Genomic DNA, 26074 nt, shown 5'->3' with positions numbered 1-26074 from the left:
ACTATCGTGCTATCAGGAGTACGGATCGCCCGCAAACCCAATAACGGCGCGGGTTTCGGCCTCTCTTAACTTCCCTAACTTAAATTCTCTAACGGTTAGTAGAAGCGCCGCGCCACGGTGGACAACCGCCAAACCCATTGGCGAAAGGCCACAAACGCAACAGCAACAGCCGGGCTTTCCAACACGGAGGGCCAGGCCATGATCGTCGCGCTGCTCAACCAGAAGGGCGGCGTGGGCAAGACCACGCTCGCCACCCACATCGCCGGCGAACTGGCGATGCGCGGCCAGCACGTCGTGCTGCTGGACGCCGACCCGCAGGGTTCATCGCTGGACTGGACGCAACGCAGAAGCCAGCAAGGCTTGCCACGGCTGTTCAGCGCCGTGGGCCTCGCCCGCGAAACGCTGCATCAGGAAGCGCCAGAACTCGCCAGACGCGCCGATCACGTCGTCATCGACGGGCCGCCGCGCATCGCCGCCTTGGCGCGCTCCGCGCTGCTGGCGGCCGAGCGCGTGCTGATCCCGGTGCAGCCCAGCCCGTATGACCTGTGGGCCAGCGCCGAGATGGTGGCGCTGATCCGCGAGGCGCAGGTGTTCCGGCCTGCGCTGCGCGCGGCCTTCGTCATCAACCGGCGCGTCAGTACCACCGTGATCGGGCGCGAAGCGCGCCAGGCGCTCGCTGACCAGCCGCTTCCTGCGCTGCGCGCGGAAGTGCATCAGCGCATCGTGTTCGCCGACAGCGTGGCCGCTGGCCGGCTTGCACGCGAGACGGCGCCGGACAGCGCCGCCGCACGGGAAATCACCGCCCTTGTGGATGAACTGCTGCGGTGGACGACATGACAGCGAAGCCACTACCGAACAGCAAACGTGCGGCAAAGCGCGTCGGCATCGGCGCGCGTCCGCCCGCGAATCCGCACGCCGAGGCGTGGATTCGCCAGGGCGACGCCGACGCGCTGGGCAAGGGCGACCTCTACACGGCCCGCCTCACCCTAGACATCACGCCCGCCATGCGGGCGCGCATCAAGGTCTCTGCCTTCACGCAAGGCGTGACCGTGGCCGACCTGCTGCGCGGCCTGCTGGAGCGGGAGTTTCCCGAGAACCGCAGGGAGAACACACCATGACCGCATCCGCTTCGCCTGCCGCTGTCGCGGCCACGGCTGCACTGGCTGCGCCTGTCGGCCAGCCCGCCAGCACGCCGCTGACGCGCGTGGCACTGGCCTACATCGACCAGCGTTTCGACCTCTATCTGCGCTTCGGCGAGCCGGCGCGCATCGTGCGGCTCGACCGCTGGCGGCGCTGCGCGGTGTTCCTGCCGAACGCGGTCTTGTGCCGCATCCGCTGGCAGGCCAACGACTACGGCACGATCCGCTGGCAGCTCATGGTGATGCAGGCTTGCACGCCACTGGACGGCGCGCAGCGCATCCCCGGCGTGCAGCCGGGCGCGCGCCTGCTGCTACACGCCGAGGGCGACGGGCAAGTACGCGCCGTGCTGGAACGCATCGACGCCATCGAGGCGCGCGGCATCGCACCGGCCGATGCCTCGCCCGCGTACTGGCGCACGCTCGCCAACCGGCTCGCTGCGCGCCTGCCGCTGCCCGACTACACCGTCGAGCGGCACGCCGCCTGGCTGACCGGGAGGGCGCTGCCATGACCGCCGTTTCCACTACGGGCATCGCGCCGCGTCCTCGCTCGCGCCTTCGCGCTCGCATCGTGCTCGCGGGCCTCGCCGCCTGCGGCCTCGCTGCGCTGGCCTGGGCGTCCTTCGTGCATCCGCTGCCGCGCCTGATCTACAACCCGTCCGACAGCGTTCCCGTGGGCTGGTATCGCGTCGATCCGTTGCGCCATCGGCCCGGCTCGCCGCCACGTCCGCTGCCACCGTCATTGCGCGTGGGCAGCATCGTCCTGGCCTCGCTGCCGCCAGATGCCGCCGCGCTGGCTGCGCAGCGCGGCTACCTGCCGGCGGGCGTGCCGCTACTCAAGCGCGTGGGTGCCGTCGCGCCGCAGGAGGTGTGCATCGCTGGCGGCCTCGTCCGCATCGACGGCGTGCCTTCGGCCGCCGTGCTGCGCGCCGACCGCTGGGGCCGGCCGCTGCCATCCTGGCAGCAATGCCGCCGCCTCGAACCGGGCGAGCTGTTCCTGTTGAGCGTGACCAACCCGGCATCGTTCGATGGTCGGTACTTCGGGCCGGTACGCGCGTCCGCCGTGATCGGTGTCGCGCACCCGGTCTGGCTGGAGAAGCGCCCATGATCGCCGCCGATTCGCTGCGCATCATCGTGCTATCAGGCGTGTCGATCTGGTGGCGTTCCGCATGTCGTCGCGCGTGCAGTGCGAGCGCATCCGCGCCGCGCTTCGCGCTGCTTTCCCACGTGCAGGTGTCTTGCCTCGAACGCGCCCGGCCTATGGCCGTCGCCGCGTTCGCCGGCGCGCTGGCTGCTCGCGCAGCAACGCCGCCGGGCCGCCGCTGCCCGGAGCGCCAGCGAGGGGCAAAGGCGGAAGGCAAGACAAAAGGACGTGGCACCGGGCCGCGTCGAAAGCCAGTCTGCACGTGGGGTGGCGCGGCACGGCGCGGCTTCGCCGCCGTGCTGCTTGGGGCGCGTGGCCCGCGCCAATACGGGCATGTCCGCGTGCTTCGCACGACAGGACACGCCAGAGTTTGCAGGGAGAACGGCCATGACCGACCGCCGCGATGACGATTTCCGCGTGCGCCCCAGCGCCCCGAAGAACCGGGGCAAGGGCCTGGGGCAGAGCTTCGTTTCCAAGGTGCTCAAGCAGGCGGGCAAGGCCAGCAGCGGCAAGTCCACGGTGCGCCGCCCGGCATCGGCGCGCGGCACCGGCCAGCGGCCCGGCTCGCGCCTTGGGCGCGGCCACACGGCGACGCGCTTCGCGGGCGCGAAGCTGACGCCCCTGTCGCGGCGCGTGACCATCAAGACGCTGCTGGTGAACCACCAGCGGGCCAGCCCGCAATCGCTCGCCAAGCACCTGCGCTACATCGAGCGCGATGGCGTGGGCCGCGACGGCGAGCCGGGCCAAGCCTACGGGCCGCAGACCGACGTGGCCGACCTCGACGCCTTCAAGGAACGCTGCGCCGACGACCGGCACCATTTCCGCTTCATCCTCTCGCCCGAGGATGGCGCGGAGCTGGAAGACCTGCGCACCTACACGCGGCACCTCATGGGGCGCATGGAAGCCGACCTTGGGACGGGCCTCGATTGGGTGGCCGTGAACCACTGGAACACCGACAACCCGCACACGCACATCGTCGTGCGCGGGCGCGACGACACCGGCAAAGACCTCATCATCGCGGGCGACTACATCGCCGACGGCTTCCGCCATCGGGCCGCCGAGCTGGCGACCGAATGGCTGGGGCCGCGCACCGAGCTGGAGATCCAGCAGACCTTACAGCGCGAGGTGGAGCAAGAGCGGTGGACGAGCCTGGATCGCACCTTGAAGCGCGAGGCCGGCGACGATGGCCTGGTGCATGTCGGACGGCTCAACGAACCTCGCTTGCAGCGCCAACGCCTGCTGTTGATCGGCCGCCTGCAACGCTTGCAGCGCCTGGGCCTGGCCGACGAGACGCAGCCGGGCACCTGGGCCGTCCATGCCGATGCGGAAAATACCCTGCGCGCCCTGGGCGAGCGCGGCGACATCATCCGCACCATGCAGCGCGCCATGCGCGGCGAGCCGCGCGAGCTGGCGGTGTTCGAGCCGGGCCAGGATACGGATGGAAGTGGCCGCACCATCCTCGGCCGCGTGGCCGCGAAGGGGCTGGCCGACGAGCTGCGCGACCGGGGCTATCTGGTCATCGACGGCGTGGACGGCAAGGCGCACTACGTCGCACTCAACGCCCGCGACGAACTGGCGAACTATCCCACCGGGGCCGTGGTGGAGGTGAAGGGATCGGCCAACGTGCGCGCGGCCGACAGGAACATCGTCGCGCTGACGAGCGATGGCCTGTACCGCACCGATCACCACCTCGCCATCGCGCAGGGCCAGGCCGTGCCCGGCCGCGACCCGCAGGAAGTCATCGCCGCCCACGTCCGCCGGCTGGAGGCCCTGCGCCGGGCCGGCATCGTGGAGCGCGTGGCCGAAGGGCTATGGAAGGTGCCGGGCGACCTGCCCGAGCAGGGCCGCCGCTACGACGCGCAGCGCCTGGGCGGCGTGGCCGTGGAACTGAAATCGCACCTGCCCATTGAACGGCAGACCCGCGTGATCGGGGCCACCTGGCTCGACCAGCAGTTGATCGGCGGCGGCTCGGGCCTGGGCGACCTGGGCTTTGGCGCAGAGGCCAAGCAGGCGATGCAGCATCGTGCCGACTTCTTGGCCGAACAGGGGCTGGCCGAGCGGCGCGGGCAGCGCGTGCTCCTTGCGCGCAACCTGTTGGGCACGCTGCGCAACCGGGAAGTGGCACAGGCCGCGAAGGACATTGCCGCCGATACCGGCCTGGAGCATCGCCCGGTGGCCGACGGGCAGCGCGTGGCCGGCATCTACCGGCGCTCCGTCATGCTCGCCAGCGGGCGCTACGCGATGCTCGATGGCGGCATGGGATTCTCGCTCGTGCCGTGGAAGCCGGTGATCGAGGCACGGCTGGGGCAGCAGATCGCCGCCACCATGATGCGCGGCGGCGGGGCATCTTGGGAAATCGGGCGGCATCGGGGGCCAACCATTTCTTGAGTCAAGGTAATGCCACAAGCCGGTGGGGAAAATTTGATCCTATCCATTGATGGTTGATCAATCCAAAGCGTTACCAAAGGTTGGGATGTCAGAATTAAGATTTTCTGTAATTGCGGATACATGGCCACATTCAAAGGCACGCTATCGCTTATCTGGATTGATGGTTTCCGACTAGTACCGCATGCGCCTTCCGCAGAATTTGGGACAAATCCACGATGAAGAGAATAATTTGGACGTTCTGGTTTTTTGCGCTGGCATTGAGCGCTCTATGGCTTTTTACCGATACGCTCTGGCCTGCACAGTCCAACTATTTCGCCCTGCGAACGGTATGGATTCAATACAGCGGCGTACTGGCCATCGGCACGATGTCCGTGGCGATGGTGCTGGCCACGCGCCCTGCGTGGCTGGAGCCCAGCTTGAACGGACTGGACAAGATGTACCGCTTGCACAAGTGGCTCGGCATAGCCGCTCTGGCCGCCGCAACAGTGCACTGGCTGTGGGCGCAGGGCACCAAGTGGGCCGTGGGCTGGGGCTGGCTGACGCGCCCGGCGCGCAAGCCCCGCGCGGCGGCCGATTCAATGGGCTCCATTGAATCGGCGCTGCGCGGCTGGCGCGGGCTGGCCGAAGACTTGGGCGAATGGGCCTTCTATGCCGTCGCGGTGCTACTGGTACTGGCTTTGGTCAAGCGCTTTCCATACCGGCTGTTCGCCAAGACGCACCACTGGATGGCCGCGATCTACCTGGTGCTGGCCTTCCACACCGTGGTGCTGGTGCAGTTCGACTACTGGACGCAGCCCGTGGGTTGGGCTTTGGCTATGCTGCTGGCGAGCGGCACGGTGTCGGCAGTGTGGGTGCTGCTGGGCCGGGTCGGTGCGCAGCGCACCGTGCGCGGTGTCATCGAATCGCTGCAGACCTACCCCGCGCTGAACGTGCTGGAAACCACCCTGCAGATGGACCCTGGTTGGCCCGGCCACCGGCCCGGGCAATTTGCCTTCGCCATGTCCAACCCGAAAGAAGGCCCGCACCCTTACACACTGGCCTCAGCCTGGGTGCCTGAAGACCGACGCATCACCTTCATCACCAAGGCGCTTGGCGACCACACCCGTCGGCTGCCAGAGCGCCTACGGGTCGGCGACCGGGTAACGGTCGAGGGACCTTACGGCTGCTTCACTTTCGACGACGAGAGCGCCCGCCAGATCTGGATCGGCGCCGGCATCGGCATCACGCCATTCATTGCGCGCATGAAGTATCTGGCGCAGCACAAAGGCCAAGACGCACGCCCCGTCGATTTGTTTCATCCGACGAGCGACGCTGATCCGCAGGCCATCGAGAAGCTGCGCGCCGACAGCCAGGCGTCCGGCGTTGAATTGCACCTGTTCATCGACAAAAAGGACGGTCGCCTGACGGGCGAGCGTCTGCGTGCGATGGTGCCGGGGTGGAAAGATGCGAGTGTCTGGTTCTGCGGCCCCACCGCCTTCGGCCGCGCGCTGCGCGCCGACCTGCTGGCCCAAGGGCTGGCACCAGAGGCATTCCACCAGGAGCTTTTCGAGATGCGCTGAATGGAAGAAAGCATATGCGCGTATTGATCGTGGAAGACTCGCAAACGCTGGCCGAAGCCCTGAGCCAGAGCCTTCAGTCGGAAGGCTATGCCTGCGATACAGCAGCCGATGGCGTGTCCGCGCTGAAGTTTCTTGCCAGCTACCGGTACGACGCCATCATTCTGGACTTGATGCTGCCCCGGCTGGACGGCTTTGGCGTGTTGCGCGCATTGAGCCGGGAGGCCCATGCCGCACCGGTGTTGGTGCTCTCCGCGCGCGAACTGCTCGACGACCGGGTGCGGGCCTTGGATGCGGGTGCCGATGACTACCTGACAAAACCCTTCGAGCTGGCCGAACTGCTGGCTCGCCTGCGGGCGCTGGTGCGGCGTCCGCCGCAACGGGACGTTCCAGTTCTGCGCCACGGCGATCTGGAGGTCGATCCGCGCTCGCGCACCGCGAGGTTCAAGGGCATTGATCTTGGGCTCACGCCGAAGGAATATGGACTGCTCGACTTGCTGCTGCGTCGGCGCGGCGCCACGCTGTCGCGCCCGCAGATTTTTGAACATTTGTACGACAGCCGCAGCGATGCATCGGACAAGGTGGTGGAGGTGATCGTCAGCACCTTGCGAACCAAGCTCGCCCAGTGCGGCCTGGATGAACTGATCGTGACACGACGTGGCTTCGGCTACATACTGCCCTAAACGATGGTACGTCCCGATTTCGAAGCCCTCTCTGATGCGAGCCAAGGCAGATCCTGGTCCTTGCAGCGGCGGCTGGCTGCCAGCCTGGTGATCTGCATTGGAGGAACCTTCGCGATCCTGTTTCCCGTCCTCGACTACTGGATCGACCACGAAATCTACCGACGGATGGATACCACCCTGATGCAACGATCAGCGGCGGTGGGGCGCGTGCTGCAGGAGTTGGATGCGAGAAAGCTCGAAAGCCTCATGCCGGAATACGAGCCTGGCGGGCATACCGAGTTCTTCACGGTCTTCGATTCGCAGACCCACCGAGCCTTGCTGCGTTCGCCCAGCAGTGCTGGGGCCGAGCTGGCGCTTGGACCGGTGGAGCAAGGCACCCCACGCTACTACGACGTGATACTCCCGGACGGCCACGCGGGCCGCGCGCTGGCGACGCGCGTGCCGGTAAGAGGTGAGGAATCTCGATTGCTGGTTGTGGCAACAGAACGTCGGGATTGGGATCAAACCGAGCGGCGCATCCACTTCACGCTCCTGGGCGGTATCGTGCTGGCGACGCTCCTGGCCACAGGCCTGGCGTTGCTCATGGTTCGACGCATCGTGGTCATGCTGGAGCGCGTCGGCGTGCAACTGGCTGACCTGCGTTCGGATCGGCCGATTGCGCGGATCGGAGCGGACTTTCCACGCGAACTGCGGCCGTTCGCCGAAGCCTTCAATCAGGGCTTGCATCACCTGTATGCGGCCATTGCCCGCGAGCGCCGCTTCTCCCGCGACGTGGCCCACGAGTTGCGCACGCCCTTGGCAGAAATCCGCATCAGCGCAGAAAGCGCTTTGATCGATGCCGACCCGACCCGAATCCAGCGCGCCCTGAATGCAACGATCCAGGCCAGTTCACGCATGCAGCGCAGTGTGGACACTCTGCTGTTGTTGGCACGGCTTGAATCCGGCCAACACACACTTGCGCTTGATCCTCTGGATCTAACAGCTTTGCTGCAAGAGTTGCTGGCGGGATTCAACGTCCAGCAAATGGCGCCCAAGTCACCCATCAGTGTGACTTTGCCTGAATCGGCATGGGTGCAAAGCGATCAGGGCGTGATCGAACGCATCGTCTCCAACCTCTTGCGCAATGCCATCGAATACGCGCCCGAAGGCGACGACATTCAATGTCGGCTAGAGCGCGTGGCTTCCGGCTGGATGCTAACCATCGTCAACACAGCTCCCAATTTGCAGGCATCCGATCTGGATCAATTCGGCCTTCGCTTCTGGCGAAAGGATTCCGAAGGTGGCACCGCGTACCACGCTGGGCTGGGTCTTGCACTGGCTCTTGCGCTCGCGCATGCCATAGACCTGCCGCTGGCGTTCTCACTGGACAACGGTCGGCTGTCCGCGCGGCTTGGCCCTTGGCCACCGCTGCTCTGAGATTGACGCAGATCTACACCGCAGTGCCGAACATGGCTCCCACGCCCGCTGTCACCGCCATGGCAAATGTGCCCCAGAACGCGACGCGCAGCGCGCTTTTGAAGAGCGGCGTACCACCCACGGCAGCGGCCGCAGCGCCGAGCAGGGCCAGGAAGACAATCGCCGTCGCGACGATCCAATAGAGCAGGCTCTGCTCCGGCGCCAACAGAACCACGGCCAGCGGCATGGCCGCACCCACGGCGAAGCTTCCAGCGGACGCCATGGCGGCTTGCAGCGGGCGAGCGCTCAAGGTTTCGGAGATGCCCAATTCATCGCGCGCGTGCGCGCCCAACGCATCGTGGGCCATCAATTGCGTGGCGACCTGATCCGCGAGTCGATGATCCAGGCCACGCCGGACGTAGATGGCTGTCAGTTCCCGGTGCTCTGCTTCCGGACTGTTCTTCAGTTCATCACGTTCCCGCGCCAGGTCAGCTTTCTCAGTATCGGCTTGTGAATAGACCGATACGAATTCGCCTGCTGCCATGGACATGGCACCGGCTACCAGCCCCGCGATGGCCGTGGTCATGATGCTGGCATGGCTTGCATGGGCCGCAGCCACGCCAGCGACCAGGCTGGCCGTGGAAATGATGCCGTCATTGGCACCCAGAACAGCGGCGCGCAGCCATCCGATATGTTCAGTGCGATGGCTTTCAGGGTGAGCGCGATGGTGGAATTTTGTCATTAGAAAATCAAATCCATGTGAAGCAGTCTGAGGCCAGCAGTTCAGGGGCGATGACCGGGAAGCATGCGAACTAAGGTGTTGTCACGCATGACGTAGTGGTGCAACAGCGCCGCCATCGCATGCAATCCGATCAAGACATAGCCCAATGTCGCCAGCGCCTCATGGACATCCTTGAATTGGCGCGACAGAGCAACGTCGGTGCCGATCAGAGAGGGAATGGGCAAGCCAAACAGAACAATCGGCTTGCCCGCCGCGCTCAAGGTGAGCCATCCGAGCAGCGGCATGGCGAGCATGAAGCTATAGAGTGCATAGTGCATGGCATCGGCGAGCGTGGCCTGCCAGCGTGGCATGGGTGGTTGGATCGCGGGCTTCGCTCCCGCCTGGAAGCGCACCCCGATACGGATCACGACGATCACCAGAACGCTGAGGCCCAGCAGGTAGTGCAAGGACTTCATGGCGTCTCTCAAGGCGCTTCCCTTGGGTGCCACTCCGCGCAGCTCCATGCTCGCATAGACCGCGATGATGAGAAGCACGGTCAGCCAATGCAGTCCTATGACCAAAGGACTGAAACGATATTCGGAATTCCTGATGTTCATGGTGTATGGCTTCCGATACTTGAGATAGCAAAGGCGCACCGTTGGCATATCAGAGCAAGTTACTGAAAAATCAGTTTATCGATTGCTTGCTGCTCAAAACAGGCGTTTCGCCGAAATACATCGTACTGAGCAAATTTCGTTTTCTCCAAAGCTTTCTCAAAGCTTCGCCGAGGAAGATGAGTCGATGTTCCACAAGAGATCGACTGTATGTTTCGCCTCGCTGACCTCGCGCACCTTTTCATATGCGACGGATTTTCAATCCCCGCCGTGTGCTCGGTAGTCTGCCTTGCATCGTTCGGGGCGGCACAAGCATGAGCCCCCCGACCTTGAAAGCGGCGGGCACCTCCAGCCGAACCAAGACCCTGGCCCTGTCCGCCATCGGTGTGACGGTTCTGGCTGCCGCAGGGTACGGCTGGTGGGCTTGGACAACGCAGCAGACAACCGTAGCCGATAAAGACGCGAGCGAGGCTGCCGCCCAACCGAACGCTGCCGGTGTTCACCTCAACGCCGCTCAGCTTCGCGCGCAGGGTGTGGAAACCGCACTCGTCAAGGATGCCGCAGTGATACCGCTGGATGGCTTACCCGCGCAGACGGTGGCACCACTCTCGGCCAGCGCGCAAGTCGTGGCGCCCTATGGCGGCGTGGTGACGCGCGTTCTGGTCGATGAAGGCGCCGCAGTGCGCCAAGGACAAGCGCTGGCGCGCATCCAGAGCAAGGACGTTCTGGCGGCGCAGGCTGATCTGGCGCGTGCCCGCACCGAAGCGGCAGTGGCCGCGGCGCAGGCCCGGCGCGATGCCACGCTCTTGGCCGAGGGCATCATCCCGGCCGCTCGCAACGAGCAGACCCAGGCGCGCGCAGCGGCTGCGCAAAGTACGTTGCAAGAGGCCAATGGCGCCCTCGCACGGCTTCGACCTGTGAGTGGCGGGCAGGCCGGCGAGTATGAATTGATGGCGCCTTTGTCCGGGCGGGTGATGCGTCGTCACCTGAGCCTCGGGCAGGCGGTCGCGCCGCTCGACGCCGCCTTCGTGGTGGCTGAGCCTGGCCCGCTGGATGTCAGCGTCGCGGTTCCGCTGCGCTGGCGCTTGGATCTCCACCCCGGCTTGGAAGTGCGTCTTCCCGATGGCACGACCGCTCGCGTGACGGCTGTTGGTGGCGACACTGACCTCAGTAGTCAAAGCCTGCGGGTACGTGCCCGCGTCGATGCAGAGCAGACAGGGGCTGACCACTATGCGGCGGGGCAGCAGATCAGTGTCGCGCTGTTGCTGCCAGCACCGCAGGGCACCTTGAGCGTGCCATCGTCCGCACTGCTGCCAGCGGGCAGCGGCCACGTGCTCTACGTTGCGGAGCCGGCATCGCAAGACAAGCAAGGCGACCTGCGCGTCCGCGCCGTTCCCGTGCAACTGCTGGGGCAAGACGAATCAGAGGCGTCAAACGCCGTACGTCCCACCTCCCCTGACACCGCGCCGCTCGTGGCCGGCATGCAAGTCGTCGTGCGCGGTACGGCACTGCTCAAATCCATGATTCCATTGCATTGAGGGGCGACCACGCATGTTGTCCCGTCTGATTGAATTTTCCCTGCGCCAGCGCGCGCTGGTGCTGCTGGGCGTGCTGGCCTTGGCGGGTGCGGGCCTGGCGGCCTTCCTGCGACTGCCGATCGACGCCTATCCGGATATTTCCCCCACGCAGGTCAAGCTGATCATCAAGGCCCCTGGCATGACGCCCGAGGAGGTGGAGTCGCGCGTGATCACACCGCTGGAGATGGAATTGCTCGGCGTGCCACAGGGCGTGATGCTGCGCTCCACCGCCAAGTACGCCATCGCGGACATCACGCTGGACTTTGCCGAAGGCAGCGACATCTACTGGGCGCGCCAGCAGGTGGCCGAACGCTATGCCGGTGTTTCGAGCAGCCTGCCCGAAGGCGTCAGCGGCGGGCTGGCGCCGATTTCGACACCGCTGTCGGACGTGTTCATGTTCACCATCGAAGGCGGTGGCCTCACGTTGAGCGAGCGTCGCGCCCTGCTGGACTGGACGCTGCGCCCGGCCCTGCGCACACTGCCCGGTGTTGCCGATGTCAACGTGCTGGGCGGCGAAGCCAAGAGCTTTGCCGTGGTGCCAGATCGCGCTCGGCTTTCCGCTGCGGGCCTCAGCTTCTCGGACGTCATCACGGCGATCGGCCGCAACAACCGCAATGACGGTGCGGGCCGCCTGGATGCAGGCGAAAACACGTTGATCGTGCGGTCCGAAGGTGCGATCCACACGTTGGACGATTTATCCCGTCTGATCCTGCGTGCCGGGGCCAATGGCACGGCCCCAGTTCGCCTGGGCGACGTGGCCCAGGTACGGACCGAAGGCGTGACTCGCTATGGCGCCGTCACCCGGGACGGTGCAGGGGAAGCGGTGGAAGGCATCGTGGTGGCGCTGCGCGGGGCCGATGCTTCGGCGCTGGTCAAAGCCATCCGAGCCCGGCTGGACGAGGTGGCGCCCAGCCTGCCACCCGGCGTCAAGGTGGTGCCGTTCTATGACCGCAGCACGCTGATCGAGCGCGCTGTGGGCACGGTAGAAAGCGCTCTGCTGGAAGCGACCGTACTGGTCGTCGTCCTGCTGCTTCTGTTCCTCGGCGAGCTTCGTGCCGCGCTGGTGGTGGCGGTGATGGTGCCTTTGGCGGCCCTGGGCACCTTTCTGCTGATGCGCCTTGTCGGCATGAGCGCCAACTTGATGAGCTTGGGGGGCCTCGCAATCGCCATCGGCATGCTGGTGGACGCTGCCGTGGTGGTGGTGGAAAACGCCGTCAGCCGGCTCGACCCGAATGCGCCCGGCGCGCACCAGCCGCGCCTGCACCGCATATTCGCGGCGGCGCGCGAGGTTGCCGTGCCCGTGGCCTCGGGCATCCTCATCATCTGCTTGACCTTCATGCCGCTGCTCACCCTGCAAGGGTTGGAGGGCAAACTGTTCGTGCCGGTGGCGCTGACCATCGTGTTCGCCCTGGGCGTCTCGCTGCTGTTGTCACTCACGCTGGTGCCGGTGCTTGCCTCCCTGCTGCTCAAGGAACACGCGCACACCGAGCCGTGGGTGATGCGCTGGGCCACGCGCCTGTACCAACCGCTGCTGGAGGCTGCGCTGCATCACCCGCTGCGCGCATCGGCGGTCGCCATTGCGGCCCTGGCGCTGGGTGTGGTGGCCTACCTCGGCACGGGCAAGGCGTTCATGCCGACGATGGACGAAGGCGACATCCTGCTGCAACTGCAAAAGCCGCCGTCCATCGGGCTGCAACGCTCGCTGGAGATCGACCTTGCCGTGCAGAAGGCCATCGGTGCGGCGGTACCCGAGGTGCGGCACAGCATCGCACGGGTGGGCTCCGATGAGTTGGGGCTCGACCCGATGGGCCTGAACGAAACCGACCTGTTTATGCAGCTTGCACCGCGCAAGGATTGGCATGCAGCCGACAAGGACGCTTTGAGCGCCGAGATCCGCAAGGTGATGGACGCCTTCCCCGGCCTGGAATTCGGCTTCACGCAGCCCATCGAGATGCGCATCTCCGAAATGCTCACCGGAAGCCGGGGCGACGTGGCCGTCAAGCTGTTCGGCCCTGATCTGCAAACGCTGGGCGATCTTGCCCAGCGCATGGCCGCTCGCATTGAGAAAGTGCCCGGCGCGCGCGACGTGCTTACCCAGGCCAGCGACAGCGTGGAATACCTGCAGGTGAAGGTGGATGCGCAGGCTGCGGGGCGCGCCGGGCTGGCCGTGACGCAGGTTCAGGACGAGTTGCGCGCGCAGCTCGAAGGCGTGCCGGCCGGACTGGTGATCGAGCCGGACAGGCGCACGCCCATCGTGGTGCGCGGCGACGCCCGCCTGCGCGGATCGGCCGAGCGGTTCAAGGACTTGCAGCTCGCCCGTGGCGATCAGGGCGAAATCCCCCTGGCCTCGCTGGCGCGCATCGCCACCACCGATGGCCCCGTGCTGGTGCGGCGCGAGAACGGCTCGCGCTTCGCGCTGATCCAGTCCAGCGTGAGCGGGCGCGATCTGGTCGGCTTCGTGGATGAAGCGCGCGCAGCCGTGGCGCGCGACGTGCCGCTGCCGCCCGGATACCGCGTCGAATGGGGCGGCCAGTTCGAGAACCAGCAGCGCGCGGCAGCCCGCCTTGGCATGGTGGTGCCCGTGGCCCTTGGGCTGATCTTCTTCGTGCTGTTCATGACCTTCGGCTCGGTGCGGCAGGCCGCGCTCATTCTGGGCAACGTGCCGTTTGCCATGGTCGGCGGCGTGGCGGCACTGTGGCTGTCGGGGCAATACCTGTCGGTGCCTGCTTCGGTCGGCTTCATCGCGCTGTTGGGCATCGCCGTGCTCAACGGATTAGTGCTGGTGACGCACTTCAACCACTTGCACGCGCTAGGCTTGCCCATGGAACAGGTGGTGCGCGAAGGCTCGCTGCGCCGGCTGCGTCCGGTGCTGATGACGGCCTCCATCACCGCCTTTGGCCTGGTGCCCCTGCTGCTGGCCAGTGGCCCTGGCTCTGAGATCCAGCGCCCACTCGCCATCGTGGTGATTGGCGGACTGGTCAGTTCCACGGCGCTGACCCTGGTCCTGCTGCCGGTGCTGTACCGGCGATTCGGCCAGGCCATCTCCTCACAACAAGGAGTCCGCGCATGAACGGATTGAAAGAAGCGCAACTGGTGCGCCTGAATCTGGTATTTCCCCCCGCGCTCGAAGACGCCGTCACCGACGCCCTGATGGCCGACCCGGTGCTGCCAGGGTTCACCCTGTTGCACGCCGAGGGGCATACCGGCGACTTCGCACGCGCGTCCATTCGCGAGAAGGTTCGCGGCCGTGTGGATCGGCGTGTCATCTGGGTGTTGATCGAACCCGAACGGCTGGAACAGGTTCTGGCGCATCTGCGCCAGCGCATCGCATCGAGCGACGTGCGCTGGTGGGTGGAGCCGGTGTTGGCAAGTGGAAGACTGGTATGACGAATAAAAACAAAGGATGCAGCCTGGTACTACCGACTGGTGCCGTCATGGTGGCCATCGCGGCTTTGACATTCCATCCCGCGCAAGCGCGTGCCGATGATCTATCCTGGCTGCCTGCGCAGGCGCAAGTCGAAACGGCGATTAAAACCCAGCCGGTCGTGAATGCCGCAGCCGCTCGCTTGGACGCGGCTGCTGCCACGCAAAGCGCCCTTGAAGCTGGTAGCCACGAATTTGACCTCAGTAGCAGTCTGCAGCGCCGCAATGTGACCGATGAAGCGCGCCGCTTCAACGAATGGGAAATCCAGCTCAGCCGTGCTGTTCGCTTGCCAAACAAGGCACGTATAGATCGGGACATCGGCAGCCGTACCCGCAGGGTGGCCGATATGCGCCTTGAAGATGCCGAGCACCAAATGGCAAGGCGACTGTTGGAAATCTGGGCCGGATGGCTGCGCAGTTTCGTCGTAGCCGACGAGATGCAAGCGCAGGAAAAGTTGCTTATTCGTGAGCAGGAAGCAATGGCCCGGCGCGTGGCCCTGGGCGATGCCGCGCGGCGGGACAGCGACGTTCTGCAAGCCGAGCGCGCAATGCTTGCAGCCCAGGTCAGCGCTGCGCGCGACGCAGAACGGGCAGCGCGTCAAACGGTGGTGATCGAGTTCCCCGGCATTGAGATTCCCGCCCAGCCATCCACGCTGCCAGATCCCGCCCCTTTGCCAGGCGGCTCACACGACTGGCTGGCGCGTATCGTGCGGCAGAGCGTCGAAATCGGCATTGCAGATGGAGAGGCGGCCCGTCTTGCCAAGGTGGCTGAGCGCGCCCGCGCCAACCGCACGCCCGACCCGACCGTCGGGGTACGCATGATGTCTGAACGCGGCGGCTCGGAACGTGTCATTGGCGTCGTCTTAACAGTGCCATTTGGCACAGACTATCGCAGTGCAATGGCCGCAACGGAAAGCGCCAACGCGGCGGCCGCAGAGGCGGAGGCGCTCGGCGTGCGGCGCGCGGTCGAGCAAGGTGCATGGGTCGCCGTGCAGGCTGCTGACAGTAAGCGCACGCAGTGGCAGTCATTCGCGCAGGCGCTGGCCGCGCAGACCACGGCCAGCAACCGCACGCGGCGGGCTTGGGAATTGGGAGAGGCCCCCTTGGCCGAATACCTCTTGACGTTGCGCAACCTGCGCCAGACACGACTCGCCGAGGCACAGGTTCGCGTCGATGCGTTGCAAGCATCGGCACTGGTGCGTATCGACGCGCATGCGCTGTGGCATTCCGAGGAGGTGCATGCCGATGTCGCTCCGTGAATTCAGATTTCTGCGTGCACCTCTGTTTCCTTGCAACCAAGATTAGAAGCGCCACCGCGTTGTTTGTCATCATGACTTAAAGCTTTGGCACTTTCGCGATGCTTTCTTCTTTAGCCAACTAGACAGCGAATTCAACGAACGAAAAAGGAGTGAGCGCTATGGAATTTCGACATCTTCGCTGCTTTCTCATCGTTGCCGAGGAGCTTCATTTCGCTCGCGCTGCTGAACGGCTACACATCGATCAATCTCCACTTTCACGAACTATCAAGGAACTGGAAGAAGAACTCGGTGCCCGTCTGTTCGTTCGTACCACCCGCAGCACCCAACTGACCCGCGCAGGTCAGTCGTTCCTCGCGCATGTACCGCGCGTCTTCACCGCACTGGAGCAAGCCCGCGATAGCGTCAAGTCCGCCACCAACGGCTTTCATGGGCAGTTGCGCATTGCCCTGTCGGACGGCATCACGCCATCGCGCTTGCCCGCCTTGCTAGCGCGAAGCCGCGAGGAAGATCCTGAGGTGGAAATCCGGCTGTTCGAGATGCCCTTGGATCAACAGATCCAGGGCTTGCACGATGATTTGTATGACGCAGGTTTCTCGATGGCGGAAAACGCGGGCGATGGCATCCTGGTCACGCCCGCATGGGAAGACGAATTGATGGTGGCTGTGCCCGCCCGCCATCCCGTGCTCGCCTTCAAGCAGATTCCGCTGGAGGAAGTGCTGCGCTACCCGCTGGTGCTGGGCGACCCCGCAGTATGCGAAGGCCATGCTCGCCAGGTGGATCGCTTTCTTCGCACACTCAATCAAGAGCCTTTGATCGCGCAGCGCGTGGCGACCTTCGACGTGATGATGACTTTGGTTTCCGCCGGCCTGGCCTTGGGGCTCGCGGGCGCAGCGCACATCGCTTCCAACCGCGAACCCGGCGTCGTGGGCCGGCCCTTGGCGGGCCAGCCGCCCATGCTGATGACCTATCTGCTGCGCCGCGATGCTGAACCCTCCGAGATGTTGGCCCGGTTCATCGAACGAGTGGCCTTTATTGATTCGGCGGATGACCTGGGCGCCGCCGAAGACTCCTGACCCGCCTGACGAAAGGACTGGAACCATGAACAAGCTAACGCTGTTGATGCTGGCCGCCACGCTGACCGCTTGCGGCCCATCCCTACCTTCCGAAACCGTGGACTACCTTGTGGCTCATCCCGAGCGCATCAAGGAACTCCAGCGCCAATGCAAGGAGGATCGCGCAAAGGTCGGCGACGAACTCTGCGTGCGCGCGGCCGAAGCCGCCAACCGGCGCTTCTTCGGTGATCGGCCGGAGCAAAAGACGAAGTAACGTCCGCTGCTGTCGTATCGCTGCGACGAAGCTCTCGCTATTACCTCCATACGCCGCAACGCGCCCGCGTTCGCGGCGTTTTTATTGTCTTCGCCCCTGCAAGAAATCTGGCCTTTTCAGCCTGAATTACCGCCATAACGGCCTTTGACCGGCCTGCGCACACGCCTTGATCCTCAGTGTTGCGGCACCTCCGTGTGCCGTGATTGGAGGCAAGGTCATGCAAGGGACGAACGTGCTGTTCGGTCAGATTGCCGTCGTGTTCGGCATCGTGATCGCCGGCGTGTGGGCAGCCACACAATGGACAGCAGCGGCCCTTGGCTATCAAGTACGCCTTGGCTCGCCCTGGTTTGACTTCCTGGGCACGCCGGTCTACCACCCGTGGCGGCTGTTCGAGTGGTGGTTCTTCTTCGACGCCTACGCGCCCCGTGTTTTCGACATCGGCGGTGCGATTGCCGGCGGCAGCGGCCTCGTCGCCGTGCTGGTCGCCATCGGCATGTCGATCTGGCGCTCGCGCCAATCTCGCCTCGTCACCACCTACGGCTCGGCCCGCTGGGCGAACGCGGAGGACATTCGCAAGGCTGGGTTATCGAGCCCGGCGGGCGTCTTCCTTGGCCAGCACCAAGGCCAGTACCTGCGTCACGAAGGCCCGGAACACGTCCTGACCTTCGCGCCCACGCGCAGCGGTAAAGGCGTCGGCTTGGTGGTGCCGACGCTGCTTTCCTGGCCCGCGTCTGCCGTCATCCACGACATCAAGGGCGAGAACTGGCAGATCACGGCTGGCTGGCGTTCGCGTTTCTCGCACTGCCTCTTGTTCAACCCGACAGATAGCCATTCAGCAGCCTACAACCCGCTGTTGGAAGTGCGGCGCGGCGCGCATGAAGTGCGCGACGTGCAGAACATCGCTGACATTCTGGTCGATCCCGAAGGCGCGCTCGAACGCCGCAACCATTGGGAGAAGACTTCGCACGCGCTGCTGGTCGGCGCCATCTTGCATGTGCTGTACGCGGGCGAAGACAAGACGCTGCGCGGCGTGGCGAATTTCCTCTCCGATCCGGCCAGCCCGTTCGAGCTGACCTTGCACCGGATGATGACCACGCCCCACCTGGGCAATGGCCCGCATCCGGTGGTGGCCTCTGCGGCGCGCGAAGTGCTCAACAAGTCGGACAACGAGCGTTCCGGCGTGTTGAGCACCGCCATGTCGTTCTTGGGCCTCTATCGTGATCCTACGGTGGCCGAAGTCACGTCGCGCTGCGACTGGCGCATCGCCGATCTCATTTCCGCAGAACACCCGGTATCGCTGTACCTGGTGGTGCCGCCTTCGGACATTTCTCGCACCAAACCACTCATTCGCCTGATCCTCAACCAGATCGGACGGCGGCTCACCGAATCGCTGGATGGCAGCGATGGCATCGAGCGCCGCCACAAGCTGCTGCTGATGCTCGATGAGTTCCCAGCACTCGGGCGCCTGGACTTCTTCGAGACGGCCTTGGCCTTCATGGCGGGCTACGGCATCCGCAGCTTCCTCATCGCGCAGTCGCTCAACCAGATCGACAAAGCCTACGGCCAGAACCATTCGATCCTCGACAACTGCCATGTGCGCGTGACGTTCGCCACCAACGACGAACGCACAGCCAAGCGCATTTCGGAGACGCTGGGCACTGCGACCGAGCTGCGCGCGCAGCGCAACTACGCGGGCCACCGGCTCGCGCCGTGGCTGGGGCACCTCATGGTGTCGCGGCAGGAAACCGCGCGCCCGCTGCTTACGCCGGGCGAAGTCATGCAGCTTCCGCCCGACGAGGCGGTGGTGATGGTGTCCAGCGTCGCGCCGATCAAGGCCAAGAAGCTGCGCTACTACGCCGACGCCAACTTCAAGCGGCGCGTGCTGTCGCCGCCTGCGCTCGCCACAGCGTCCAGTCCAGGGCGCTATGCCGATGTTCCTCCCGCACGCGCTGACGACTGGAGTGGCCTGGCGATTCCGCCGACGCCTGCCGCGCCGGCTACGTCATCCGCCGATGGCCTGGAACACCTGGGTACGGCCGACGACGGCGGCCCGCGCCGCCAGCCCGAGCTTTCCGAAACCGTTGCCTACGACCCCGAGCAAGCCGCGCCCGCGGCCGACCTCGGGCTGCTTGATGACGACGACGACTTACCGCTGCCCCTCCCGCGCCAGCTCGATACGGCCTTGCAACGCACGGTCCGGCTGGCATCCCTCGACCCCAACGACGGAATCGAGCTATGAGCCACTACCGCCTGAACCTCTTTATCCAGCCCGAGCACGCCCAGCGACTCGATGAACTGGCCGCCAAGAAAGGCGTGTCCAAGTCCAGCATCGTCGCGGCGGCGCTCGCATCTTGGCTGTCGCCCGATGCGGCCGACCAGCGCGAGGCGGCCATCGCCAAGCGGCTGGATCGCCTTTCGCGCCAGACCGAGCGCATGGAGCGCGACCAGAACATCGCAATCGAAACGCTGGCGCTGTTCATCCGCTACTACCTCACGGTCAGCACGCCAGTTCCCGAGGCGCACCAAGACGCGGCCCGCGCCCAGGGCAAGGCGCGCTTCGAGCAGTTCGTGGAACAGCTTGGCCGCCACCTGCTGCGCGGGCGAAGCCTCGTGCGTGACGTGGTGGAAGAGCTGCATCCCGATCCGGTACGGATGGAGGACGCGGCGGCAGCCACAGAAGCGCAGGAGCGCGCGTCATGAGCGCCATTCCCCAATCCATGAGCGCCACGTCGCTCGACCGGCGCATCCAGATGCTGCGCACGGCAATGGGGCCGCTGATCGCCACCGCGCTCGAAGACCCCGACGTGGTGGAAATCATGCTCAACCCCGACCGCACCCTTTGGGTGGATCGCCTGTCGTCGGGCCGCGCGCCTATGGGCGTGGAAATGCCCGAGGCCGATGGCGAGCGAATCATCCGCTTGGTCGCGGCCCACGTCGGCGCAGAGGTGCATCGCGGCCAGCCGCTGCTATCGGCCGAACTGCCCGAGACGGGCGAACGCTTCGAGGGCATCTTGCCGCCCGCCGCGCCGGGGCCGGCCTTTGCGCTGCGCAAGCGCGCCCTCGGCGTGATTCCGCTGGAGCGGTACGTCTTGGACGGAATGATGACCGCTGCCCAGGCGGCCTTTCTGGTGCGCGCCGTGCGCGAGCGCCAGAACATCCTGATCGCCGGCGCCACCAGCAGCGGCAAGACCACGCTCGCCAATGCCTTGCTCGCGGAAATCGCCTCCACCGGCGACCGCGTGCTGGTGCTTGAAGACACGGTGGAGCTGCAATGCGCGGCCCGCGACCACGTACCGCTGCGCACACGCGCAGGCGTGGTGTCCATGACCGAGCTGGTGCGTTCGTCCATGCGCCTGCGCCCTGATCGCGTCGTCGTCGGCGAGGTGCGCGGGGCCGAGGCGCTGGATCTCATCAAGGTGTGGGGCACGGGCCATCCGGGCGGCATCGCCACGATCCACGCCGGCTCCGCGCTCGGAGCACTGCTGCGCCTGGAGCAACTGATTCTCGAAGTGGCGGTGAATCCGCCGCGTGCGCTGATCGCCGAGGCGGTCAACGTGGTGATCCACATCGCCGGACGCGGACGCAAGCGCCGCATCGAGAGCATTGCCCGCGTCGTCGGCTTCGACGGTGTGGGCTACCGATTGGCGAATTGGGAGGCGGACGCGCTGGAAACGCCGTTTCCCGAGCTGTCGCCGATCCCCGATGCCGCACCCGCTGCGGCGATTTCCCCGTCCCCTGACCAACCTGGAGAACTGCCATGACGCTGATGATCGTTCCTGCTTTCCGTTTTTCTGCAAATCCGGCTTTACGCCTTGCGCGGCTGCACAACCTGGCCCGCCCTGCGGCGCAAGGGCTGCTGCTGTCCGCGCTGCTGCTGTTCCTGGCCGGCACCGCGCAGGCCGCTGGCTCCTCGATGCCCTGGGAAGGCCCGCTGCAATCCATCCTCGAATCCATCCAGGGGCCGGTAGCGCGCATCGTGGCCGTCATCATCATCATCGCCACGGGCCTCGCGCTGGCCTTTGGCGACACGTCGGGCGGCTTTCGCAAGCTGATCCAGATCGTGTTCGGCTTGAGCATCGCCTTCGCCGCGTCCTCGTTCTTCCTGTCGTTCTTCAGCTTCTCCGGCGGGGCTGTTGTATGAGCGGCCCGGACACCTTCGCGGCCGGGTTCGAGGTGCCGCTGCATCGCTCGCTGACCGAGCCGATCTTGCTGCGCGGCGCACCGCGCACCGTGGCGATTGCCAACGGCACGCTGGCCGCCGCCGTCGGGCTGGGCCTGCAACTGTGGATTCCTGGCGTCGTGCTCTGGATCGCCGGCCATGCGTTGGCGGTCTGGGGCGCGCGCCTTGATCCGCAGTTCATGGCCGTGTTCGCCCGGCACATCAAACACCGCCCGCTGCTGGACGTGTGAGGGGACGCCGCCATGCTGAACCTTGCCGAATACCGCCAGCGCCCGGCCTTGCTCGCCGACTGGCTGCCCTGGGCCGGACTGGTCGCGCCGGGTGTCGTCTTGAACAAGGACGGCAGTTTCCAGCGTACCGCCCGGTTTCGCGGGCCTGACCTCGATAGCGCCACGCAAGGCGAGCTGATCGCCACGTCGGCACGCCTGAACAACGCGCTGCGCCGGCTGGGTTCGGGCTGGGCGCTGTTCATTGAGGCCGAGCGCCGCACCGCTGCCGACTACCCGCACTCGGAGTTTCCCGAGCCGCTGTCGTGGCTGGTGGACGAAGAACGCCGGGCTACCTTCGAGGAATCGGGCAACCACTTCGAGAGCGGCTATCACCTGACGCTGGTGTACCTGCCGCCCGAGGAATCGCGCGCCCGCGCCGCCAAGATGCTCTACGAGAACACGCCGACGAATGGCGTGGACTGGCGCGAGCGGCTGCAAGCCTTCGTCGCGGAAACGGATCGGGTCTTTGACCTGCTCGATGGCGTCATGCCAGAAATCGCCTGGCTGGACGACAGCCAGACGCTGACCTATCTGCACTCGACCATCTCGACGCGGCGCTACCGCGTGGGCGTGCCCGAGGTGCCGTTCCACATCGACGCGCTGCTGACCGACTCGCCGCTGGTCGGCGGCCTGGCACCCATGCTGGGCGACCGGCACCTGCGCGTGGCGACGGTGCGGGGCTTCCCGACCTCGACCTGGCCGGGAATTTTGGACGACCTCAACCGCCTGGGATTTGGGTATCGCTGGAGTACGCGCTTTCTGTGCCTCGACAAATCCGAGGCGGAACGGGAATTGGGGCGCCTGCGCCGCCAGTGGTTCGCCAAGCGCAAGAACGTCATCGCGCTGCTGCGCGAAACGATCTTTCAGCAGGAGTCGCCGCTGGTGGACACGGACGCCAGCAACAAGGCGGCGGATGCCGATGCTGCCTTGCAGGAGTTGGGCAGCGATCAAGTGGCCTTCGGCTACCTCACCGCCACGTTGACGGTGCTCGATGCCGACCCGGCTGTGGCCGACGAGAAGCTGCGCATGGTGGAGCGCGTCATTCAGGGGCGGGGTTTCGTCACCATCCCCGAAACGCTCAACGCCGTGGATGCGTGGCTGTCCTCGATTCCGGGGCATGCCTACGCGAACGTGCGCCAGCCCATCGTCTCGACGCTGAACCTGGCGCATCTGATGCCGGTGTCCGCCGTGTGGGCCGGCCCGGAGAAGAACGACCACTTGGGCGGCCCGCCGCTGATCGTCACGCGCACCGATGGCGCCACGCCGTTTCGGCTGGTGACGCACATCGGCGACGTGGGCCACACGCTGGTCGCGGGGCCGACTGGCATGGGCAAGTCGGTCTTGCTCGCCACCCTGGCGATGCAGTTCCGCCGCTATCGCGGTTCGCGCATCTTCGCGTTCGACATGGGGCGCTCGATGCGCGCCACGATCCTCGGGCTGAGCGGCGAGCACTACGACCTGGGCACGGACGGAGAAATCGCCTTCCAGCCACTTGCCCGCATCGACCGCGAGAGCTACCGCACCTGGGCGGCCGAATGGATCGAAGGCCGCTTGCGGCACGAAGGCGTGGCGGTCGGGCCGGACGAGAAGGCCGCGATCTGGTCAGCACTCGGCAGCCTCGCCGGTGCACCGGTGGAGCAGCGCACGATGACGGGCCTGTCGGTGCTGCTGCAATCGAACGCGCTGCGCCAGGCGCTCGCGCCCTATGTGCTCGGCGGCGCGCACGGCAAGCTGCTGGACGCCGACCACGACCGGCTGGGTATGGCCGACGTGCAGTGCTTCGAGATGGAGGAGCTGATGCACAGCAAGGCCGCCGTCATGGCCGTGCTGCATTACCTCTTTGCGCTTTTCGACGAACGCTTCGACGGTGCGCCCACGCTGCTGATTCTCGATGAAGCGTGGCTGTTCCTCGATGACCCGGTGTTTGCGGCGCGCATCCGCCAGTGGCTCAAGACGCTGCGCAAGAAAAACGTCTCGGTGATCTTCGCCACGCAGTCGCTGGCCGACATCAAGGATTCGAGCATCGCGCCCGCGATCATCGAAAGCTGCGCAAGCCGCATCTTCCTGCCCAACCCGCAGGCGACCGAACCGCAGATTCGAGCTATCTACGAAGGCTTCGGCCTTAACAGCCGCCAGATCGAGATCGTCGCCACGGCAGTTCCGAAGCGCGACTACTACTACCAATCCCGTCTCGGCAACCGCTTGTTCGACCTCGACCTGGGGCCAGCGACGCTGGCCTTCGCGGGCGCTTCCACGCCGCAAGACCAGCGCGACATGGATGCGGTGCTCGCCGCGGCCGATGCCAGCTCCGCAGCGTCTTCCCCGTTCGCAGCCGCGTGGCTGCGCCATCGCGGCCTCGATTGGGCGGCCGACCTGCTGCCCTCATTCCCCGGCCTCGCGCTGGGCTCCCTCCGTACCGCCAACTACTCACAGGAGAACCAGCCATGAAACGGCATACCCCCAAGCTCGCCGCATTGACCGCCGCCTGCGTGCTCGCCTTCGGCATCGCGCAGCCCGCGCACGCGCTGTTCGGCGTCGGCGACATCGTGCTCGACCCGACCAATCTGGTGCAGAACACGCTCACCGCCGTTCGCACGCTGGAGCAGATCAACAACCAGATCCGCCAGCTCCAGAACGAAGCGCAGATGCTCATCAACCAGGCGCGCAACTTGGCCAGCCTGCCGTCCAGCGTGGTGGGCCAGTTGCGCGCGAACCTGGCGAACACCCAGCGCCTCATCGCGCAGGCCAAGGGCCTGGCCTACGACGTGACGAGCATCGACCGCGAGTTTGCGCGCCTGTATCCCGAGAAGTACGCCGCCACGGTGAGCGGCAATCAGATGTACCTCGATGCGCAGGAGCGTTGGAAGAACACGCTGGGCGGCTTGCAGACCACCATGCAAATGCAGGCCCAGGCGTCGCAGAACCTGAGCGACGACGAAAGCGTGCTGGCTGACCTCGTGGGCAAGAGCCAGTCGGCGGAGGGTGCCCTGCAAGCGATGCAGGCCATGAACCAGTTGCTCGCCTTGCAGGCCAAGCAGTCGATCCAGACGCAGCGGCTCCAGATCACGCAAGACCGGGCCGCTTCGCTGGAGCTGGCGCGGCAGGCCGCGGCCACGGAGCGCGGGCGCGAGGTGACGCGCCGCTTCCTGGGTGAAGGCACGCCGTACACGCCGCAGCCCATCAATTTCTACAACCGCTGACGGGGACGGCCATGAAGAACGCGCCTGTCCTGTTCGCTCTCACGTCCCTGTTGGCCGGCTGCGACCGGCCGCCTGCGGTGGATGCGCTGGCCGCTGACCCGTCCCGGCTGCACACGCTGCGCGCGCAGTGCCGTGCGGGCGAGCACGGCGGCGCGTTCTGCGCGCAGGTGGCGCAGGCCGACCTGCGCCGCTTTCTCTCCGGCAAGGCCGGCCCCGACGAGTACCAGACGCTCGCCGACCTGCCGCCGATTCCGCCCAGCTTCGATGAGCCGACCGAAGGCAGTGATGCGACGGCCTTGGCTGGGCAGGAGGACTCGCCATGAATGACGTGACCATCATCGACCGCTTCCTCGATACGTTCTCGCGCTACATCGACTCGGGCTTTGGCCTGCTGCATGGCGAGGTGGCGTTTCTCACGGCCACGCTGATCGTCATCGACATGACGATCGCCGGCCTGTTCTGGGCGATGGGCCACGCCACCGGCCAGGGCGAGGACGTGATCGCCAAGCTGATCCGCAAGGTGCTGTACGTCGGCGCCTTCGCCTACATCATCGGCAACTTCAACTGGCTGGCCGGCATCGTGTTCCGTTCGTTCGCGGGCCTGGGCCTGACGGCCAGCGGCTCGACCCTGAGCATGGAGAACTTCCTGCAACCGGGCAGGCTGGCCAAGGTTGGCATCGACGCCGGGGCGCCGATCCTCAAGCAGATCGGCGACATGGCGGGCTTTCCTGAGGTGTTCGTGAACATCACGCCCATCGTCGTGATGTTCCTCGCCTGGCTGATCGTCCTGCTGTGCTTCTTCGTGCTGGCGATCCAGCTTTTCATCACGCTGATCGAGTTCAAGCTAACGACGCTCGCGGGCTTCGTGCTGGTGCCGTTCGCACTGTGGAACAAGACCGCGTTCCTCGCTGAAAAGGTCTTGGGCAACGTGGTGTCGTCGGGAATCAAGGTGCTGGTGCTGGCCGTGATCGTGGGCATTGGCTCGGGCCTGTTCGCCGAGTTCCAGGTGCAGCCGGCCGAGCCGTCCATCGACCATTCGGTCGTCGTCATGCTGGCCTCGCTGACCCTGCTGGCGCTGGGCATCTTCGGGCCGGGCATTGCGACCGGGCTGGTGTCGGGCGGCCCGCAGCTCGGCGCGGGCGCGATGGCCGGTGCCGCGCTGGGCGCGGCCGGCGCTGCGGTTGCCGTGGGCGCAGCGGCCAC

General features: G+C 65.8%; 25 protein-coding genes. 23 read left to right on the top strand and 2 right to left on the bottom strand.

Features of this window, described 5'->3' with window-relative positions; translation table 11 throughout:
- Positions 1-198: 198 nt before the first annotated feature.
- The 8 genes from parA (at position 199) to PCA31118_RS25810 (ending at position 8323) form a co-directional block, all read left to right on the top strand.
- Positions 199-837, top strand: coding sequence for a ParA family partition ATPase (gene parA, locus PCA31118_RS25850; RefSeq protein ID WP_016452353.1), 639 nt, complete (start codon positions 199-201; stop codon positions 835-837).
- The gene (locus PCA31118_RS25845; protein WP_150627800.1) at positions 834-1118 is read left to right on the top strand and encodes a chromosome partitioning protein ParB; all 285 of its coding nucleotides are present in this window, start codon (positions 834-836) and stop codon (positions 1116-1118) included. The genes parA and PCA31118_RS25845 overlap by 4 nt, the downstream gene beginning before the upstream one ends.
- Positions 1115-1648 (top strand): DUF2840 domain-containing protein, encoded by a 534-nt coding sequence (locus PCA31118_RS25840; protein WP_150627799.1) that lies wholly within the window; start codon positions 1115-1117, stop codon positions 1646-1648. Before PCA31118_RS25845 ends, PCA31118_RS25840 begins: the two co-directional genes overlap by 4 nt.
- On the top strand, positions 1645-2244 hold the full coding sequence (locus tag PCA31118_RS25835; RefSeq protein ID WP_150627798.1) for a S26 family signal peptidase: 600 nt from the start codon (positions 1645-1647) through the stop codon (positions 2242-2244). The genes PCA31118_RS25840 and PCA31118_RS25835 overlap by 4 nt, the downstream gene beginning before the upstream one ends.
- A 423-nt stretch (positions 2245-2667) precedes the next feature.
- Positions 2668-4668 carry a relaxase/mobilization nuclease domain-containing protein gene (locus PCA31118_RS25825; protein WP_150627797.1) on the top strand — a complete coding sequence of 667 codons (2001 nt, stop codon included), beginning with the start codon at positions 2668-2670 and terminating at the stop codon, positions 4666-4668.
- Positions 4669-4883: 215 nt separating this feature from the next.
- The gene (locus tag PCA31118_RS25820; protein ID WP_150627796.1) at positions 4884-6227 is read left to right on the top strand and encodes a ferredoxin reductase family protein; all 1344 of its coding nucleotides are present in this window, start codon (positions 4884-4886) and stop codon (positions 6225-6227) included.
- 14 nt (positions 6228-6241) lie between these two features.
- Entirely contained in the window at positions 6242-6907 is a 666-nt protein-coding gene (locus PCA31118_RS25815; RefSeq protein WP_012204578.1) for a response regulator transcription factor, read from the top strand.
- 3 nt (positions 6908-6910) lie between these two features.
- Entirely contained in the window at positions 6911-8323 is a 1413-nt protein-coding gene (locus tag PCA31118_RS25810) for a sensor histidine kinase (protein WP_150627795.1), read from the top strand.
- Positions 8324-8336: 13 nt separating this feature from the next.
- Here the strand turns inward: PCA31118_RS25810 and PCA31118_RS25805 are convergent, their stop codons facing one another.
- Together PCA31118_RS25805 and PCA31118_RS25800 are read right to left on the bottom strand one after the other, a co-directional pair.
- Positions 8337-9044 (bottom strand): VIT1/CCC1 transporter family protein, encoded by a 708-nt coding sequence (locus PCA31118_RS25805; RefSeq protein ID WP_021028154.1) that lies wholly within the window; start codon positions 9042-9044, stop codon positions 8337-8339.
- Positions 9045-9085: 41 nt separating this feature from the next.
- Positions 9086-9640, bottom strand: a complete 555-nt coding sequence (locus PCA31118_RS25800; RefSeq protein WP_150627794.1) for a cytochrome b — start codon at positions 9638-9640, stop codon at positions 9086-9088.
- Between the two features lie 311 nt (positions 9641-9951).
- Here PCA31118_RS25800 and PCA31118_RS25795 point away from each other — a divergent pair, with 311 nt between their 5' ends.
- The 15 genes from PCA31118_RS25795 to trbL all read left to right on the top strand — a co-directional run.
- The gene (locus PCA31118_RS25795; protein WP_150627793.1) at positions 9952-11175 is read left to right on the top strand and encodes an efflux RND transporter periplasmic adaptor subunit; all 1224 of its coding nucleotides are present in this window, start codon (positions 9952-9954) and stop codon (positions 11173-11175) included.
- A 13-nt stretch (positions 11176-11188) separates the two neighbouring features.
- Positions 11189-14284, top strand: a complete 3096-nt coding sequence (locus tag PCA31118_RS25790; RefSeq protein WP_150627792.1) for an efflux RND transporter permease subunit — start codon at positions 11189-11191, stop codon at positions 14282-14284.
- On the top strand, positions 14281-14601 hold the full coding sequence (locus tag PCA31118_RS25785; protein WP_150627791.1) for a DUF3240 family protein: 321 nt from the start codon (positions 14281-14283) through the stop codon (positions 14599-14601). Before PCA31118_RS25790 ends, PCA31118_RS25785 begins: the two co-directional genes overlap by 4 nt.
- Entirely contained in the window at positions 14598-15896 is a 1299-nt protein-coding gene (locus PCA31118_RS25780) for a TolC family protein (protein ID WP_246190440.1), read from the top strand. The genes PCA31118_RS25785 and PCA31118_RS25780 overlap by 4 nt, the downstream gene beginning before the upstream one ends.
- A gap of 158 nt (positions 15897-16054) precedes the next feature.
- Positions 16055-16969 carry a LysR family transcriptional regulator gene (locus PCA31118_RS25775; protein ID WP_150627790.1) on the top strand — a complete coding sequence of 305 codons (915 nt, stop codon included), beginning with the start codon at positions 16055-16057 and terminating at the stop codon, positions 16967-16969.
- Between the two features lie 25 nt (positions 16970-16994).
- The gene (locus PCA31118_RS25770; RefSeq protein WP_150627789.1) at positions 16995-17222 is read left to right on the top strand and encodes an EexN family lipoprotein; all 228 of its coding nucleotides are present in this window, start codon (positions 16995-16997) and stop codon (positions 17220-17222) included.
- Positions 17223-17439: 217 nt separating this feature from the next.
- Positions 17440-19461 (top strand): conjugal transfer protein TraG, encoded by a 2022-nt coding sequence (locus PCA31118_RS25765; RefSeq protein ID WP_150627788.1) that lies wholly within the window; start codon positions 17440-17442, stop codon positions 19459-19461.
- Positions 19458-19922 carry a CopG family transcriptional regulator gene (locus PCA31118_RS25760; protein ID WP_150627787.1) on the top strand — a complete coding sequence of 155 codons (465 nt, stop codon included), beginning with the start codon at positions 19458-19460 and terminating at the stop codon, positions 19920-19922. The genes PCA31118_RS25765 and PCA31118_RS25760 overlap by 4 nt, the downstream gene beginning before the upstream one ends.
- Positions 19919-20983 (top strand): P-type conjugative transfer ATPase TrbB, encoded by a 1065-nt coding sequence (trbB, locus tag PCA31118_RS25755; RefSeq protein WP_150627786.1) that lies wholly within the window; start codon positions 19919-19921, stop codon positions 20981-20983. Before PCA31118_RS25760 ends, trbB begins: the two co-directional genes overlap by 4 nt.
- Positions 20980-21363 carry a TrbC/VirB2 family type IV secretion system protein gene (locus tag PCA31118_RS25750; protein ID WP_150627785.1) on the top strand — a complete coding sequence of 128 codons (384 nt, stop codon included), beginning with the start codon at positions 20980-20982 and terminating at the stop codon, positions 21361-21363. The genes trbB and PCA31118_RS25750 overlap by 4 nt, the downstream gene beginning before the upstream one ends.
- Complete coding sequence (locus tag PCA31118_RS25745; RefSeq protein ID WP_150627784.1) at positions 21360-21632, top strand: VirB3 family type IV secretion system protein; 273 nt, start codon at positions 21360-21362, stop codon at positions 21630-21632. Before PCA31118_RS25750 ends, PCA31118_RS25745 begins: the two co-directional genes overlap by 4 nt.
- Before the next feature lie 12 nt (positions 21633-21644).
- Positions 21645-24119 (top strand): conjugal transfer protein TrbE, encoded by a 2475-nt coding sequence (trbE, locus tag PCA31118_RS25740; RefSeq protein WP_150627783.1) that lies wholly within the window; start codon positions 21645-21647, stop codon positions 24117-24119.
- A complete protein-coding gene (gene trbJ, locus PCA31118_RS25735) occupies positions 24116-24871 on the top strand; it encodes a P-type conjugative transfer protein TrbJ (protein WP_150627782.1) in 756 nt (251 codons plus the stop codon). The genes trbE and trbJ overlap by 4 nt, the downstream gene beginning before the upstream one ends.
- 11 nt (positions 24872-24882) lie before the next feature.
- Positions 24883-25194, top strand: a complete 312-nt coding sequence (locus tag PCA31118_RS25730; protein WP_150627781.1) for a hypothetical protein — start codon at positions 24883-24885, stop codon at positions 25192-25194.
- Positions 25191-26074, top strand: an 884-nt coding sequence (trbL, locus tag PCA31118_RS25725; protein WP_150627780.1) for a P-type conjugative transfer protein TrbL, incomplete at its 3' end; no start/stop codon positions are given. The genes PCA31118_RS25730 and trbL, both read left to right, overlap by 4 nt.

Source organism: Pandoraea captiosa (assembly GCF_902459775.1).
Classification (GTDB): domain Bacteria; phylum Pseudomonadota; class Gammaproteobacteria; order Burkholderiales; family Burkholderiaceae; genus Pandoraea; species Pandoraea captiosa.
Note: the sequence above shows the minus strand (reverse complement) of the source record. Positions and strands in the feature narration are given on the sequence as shown.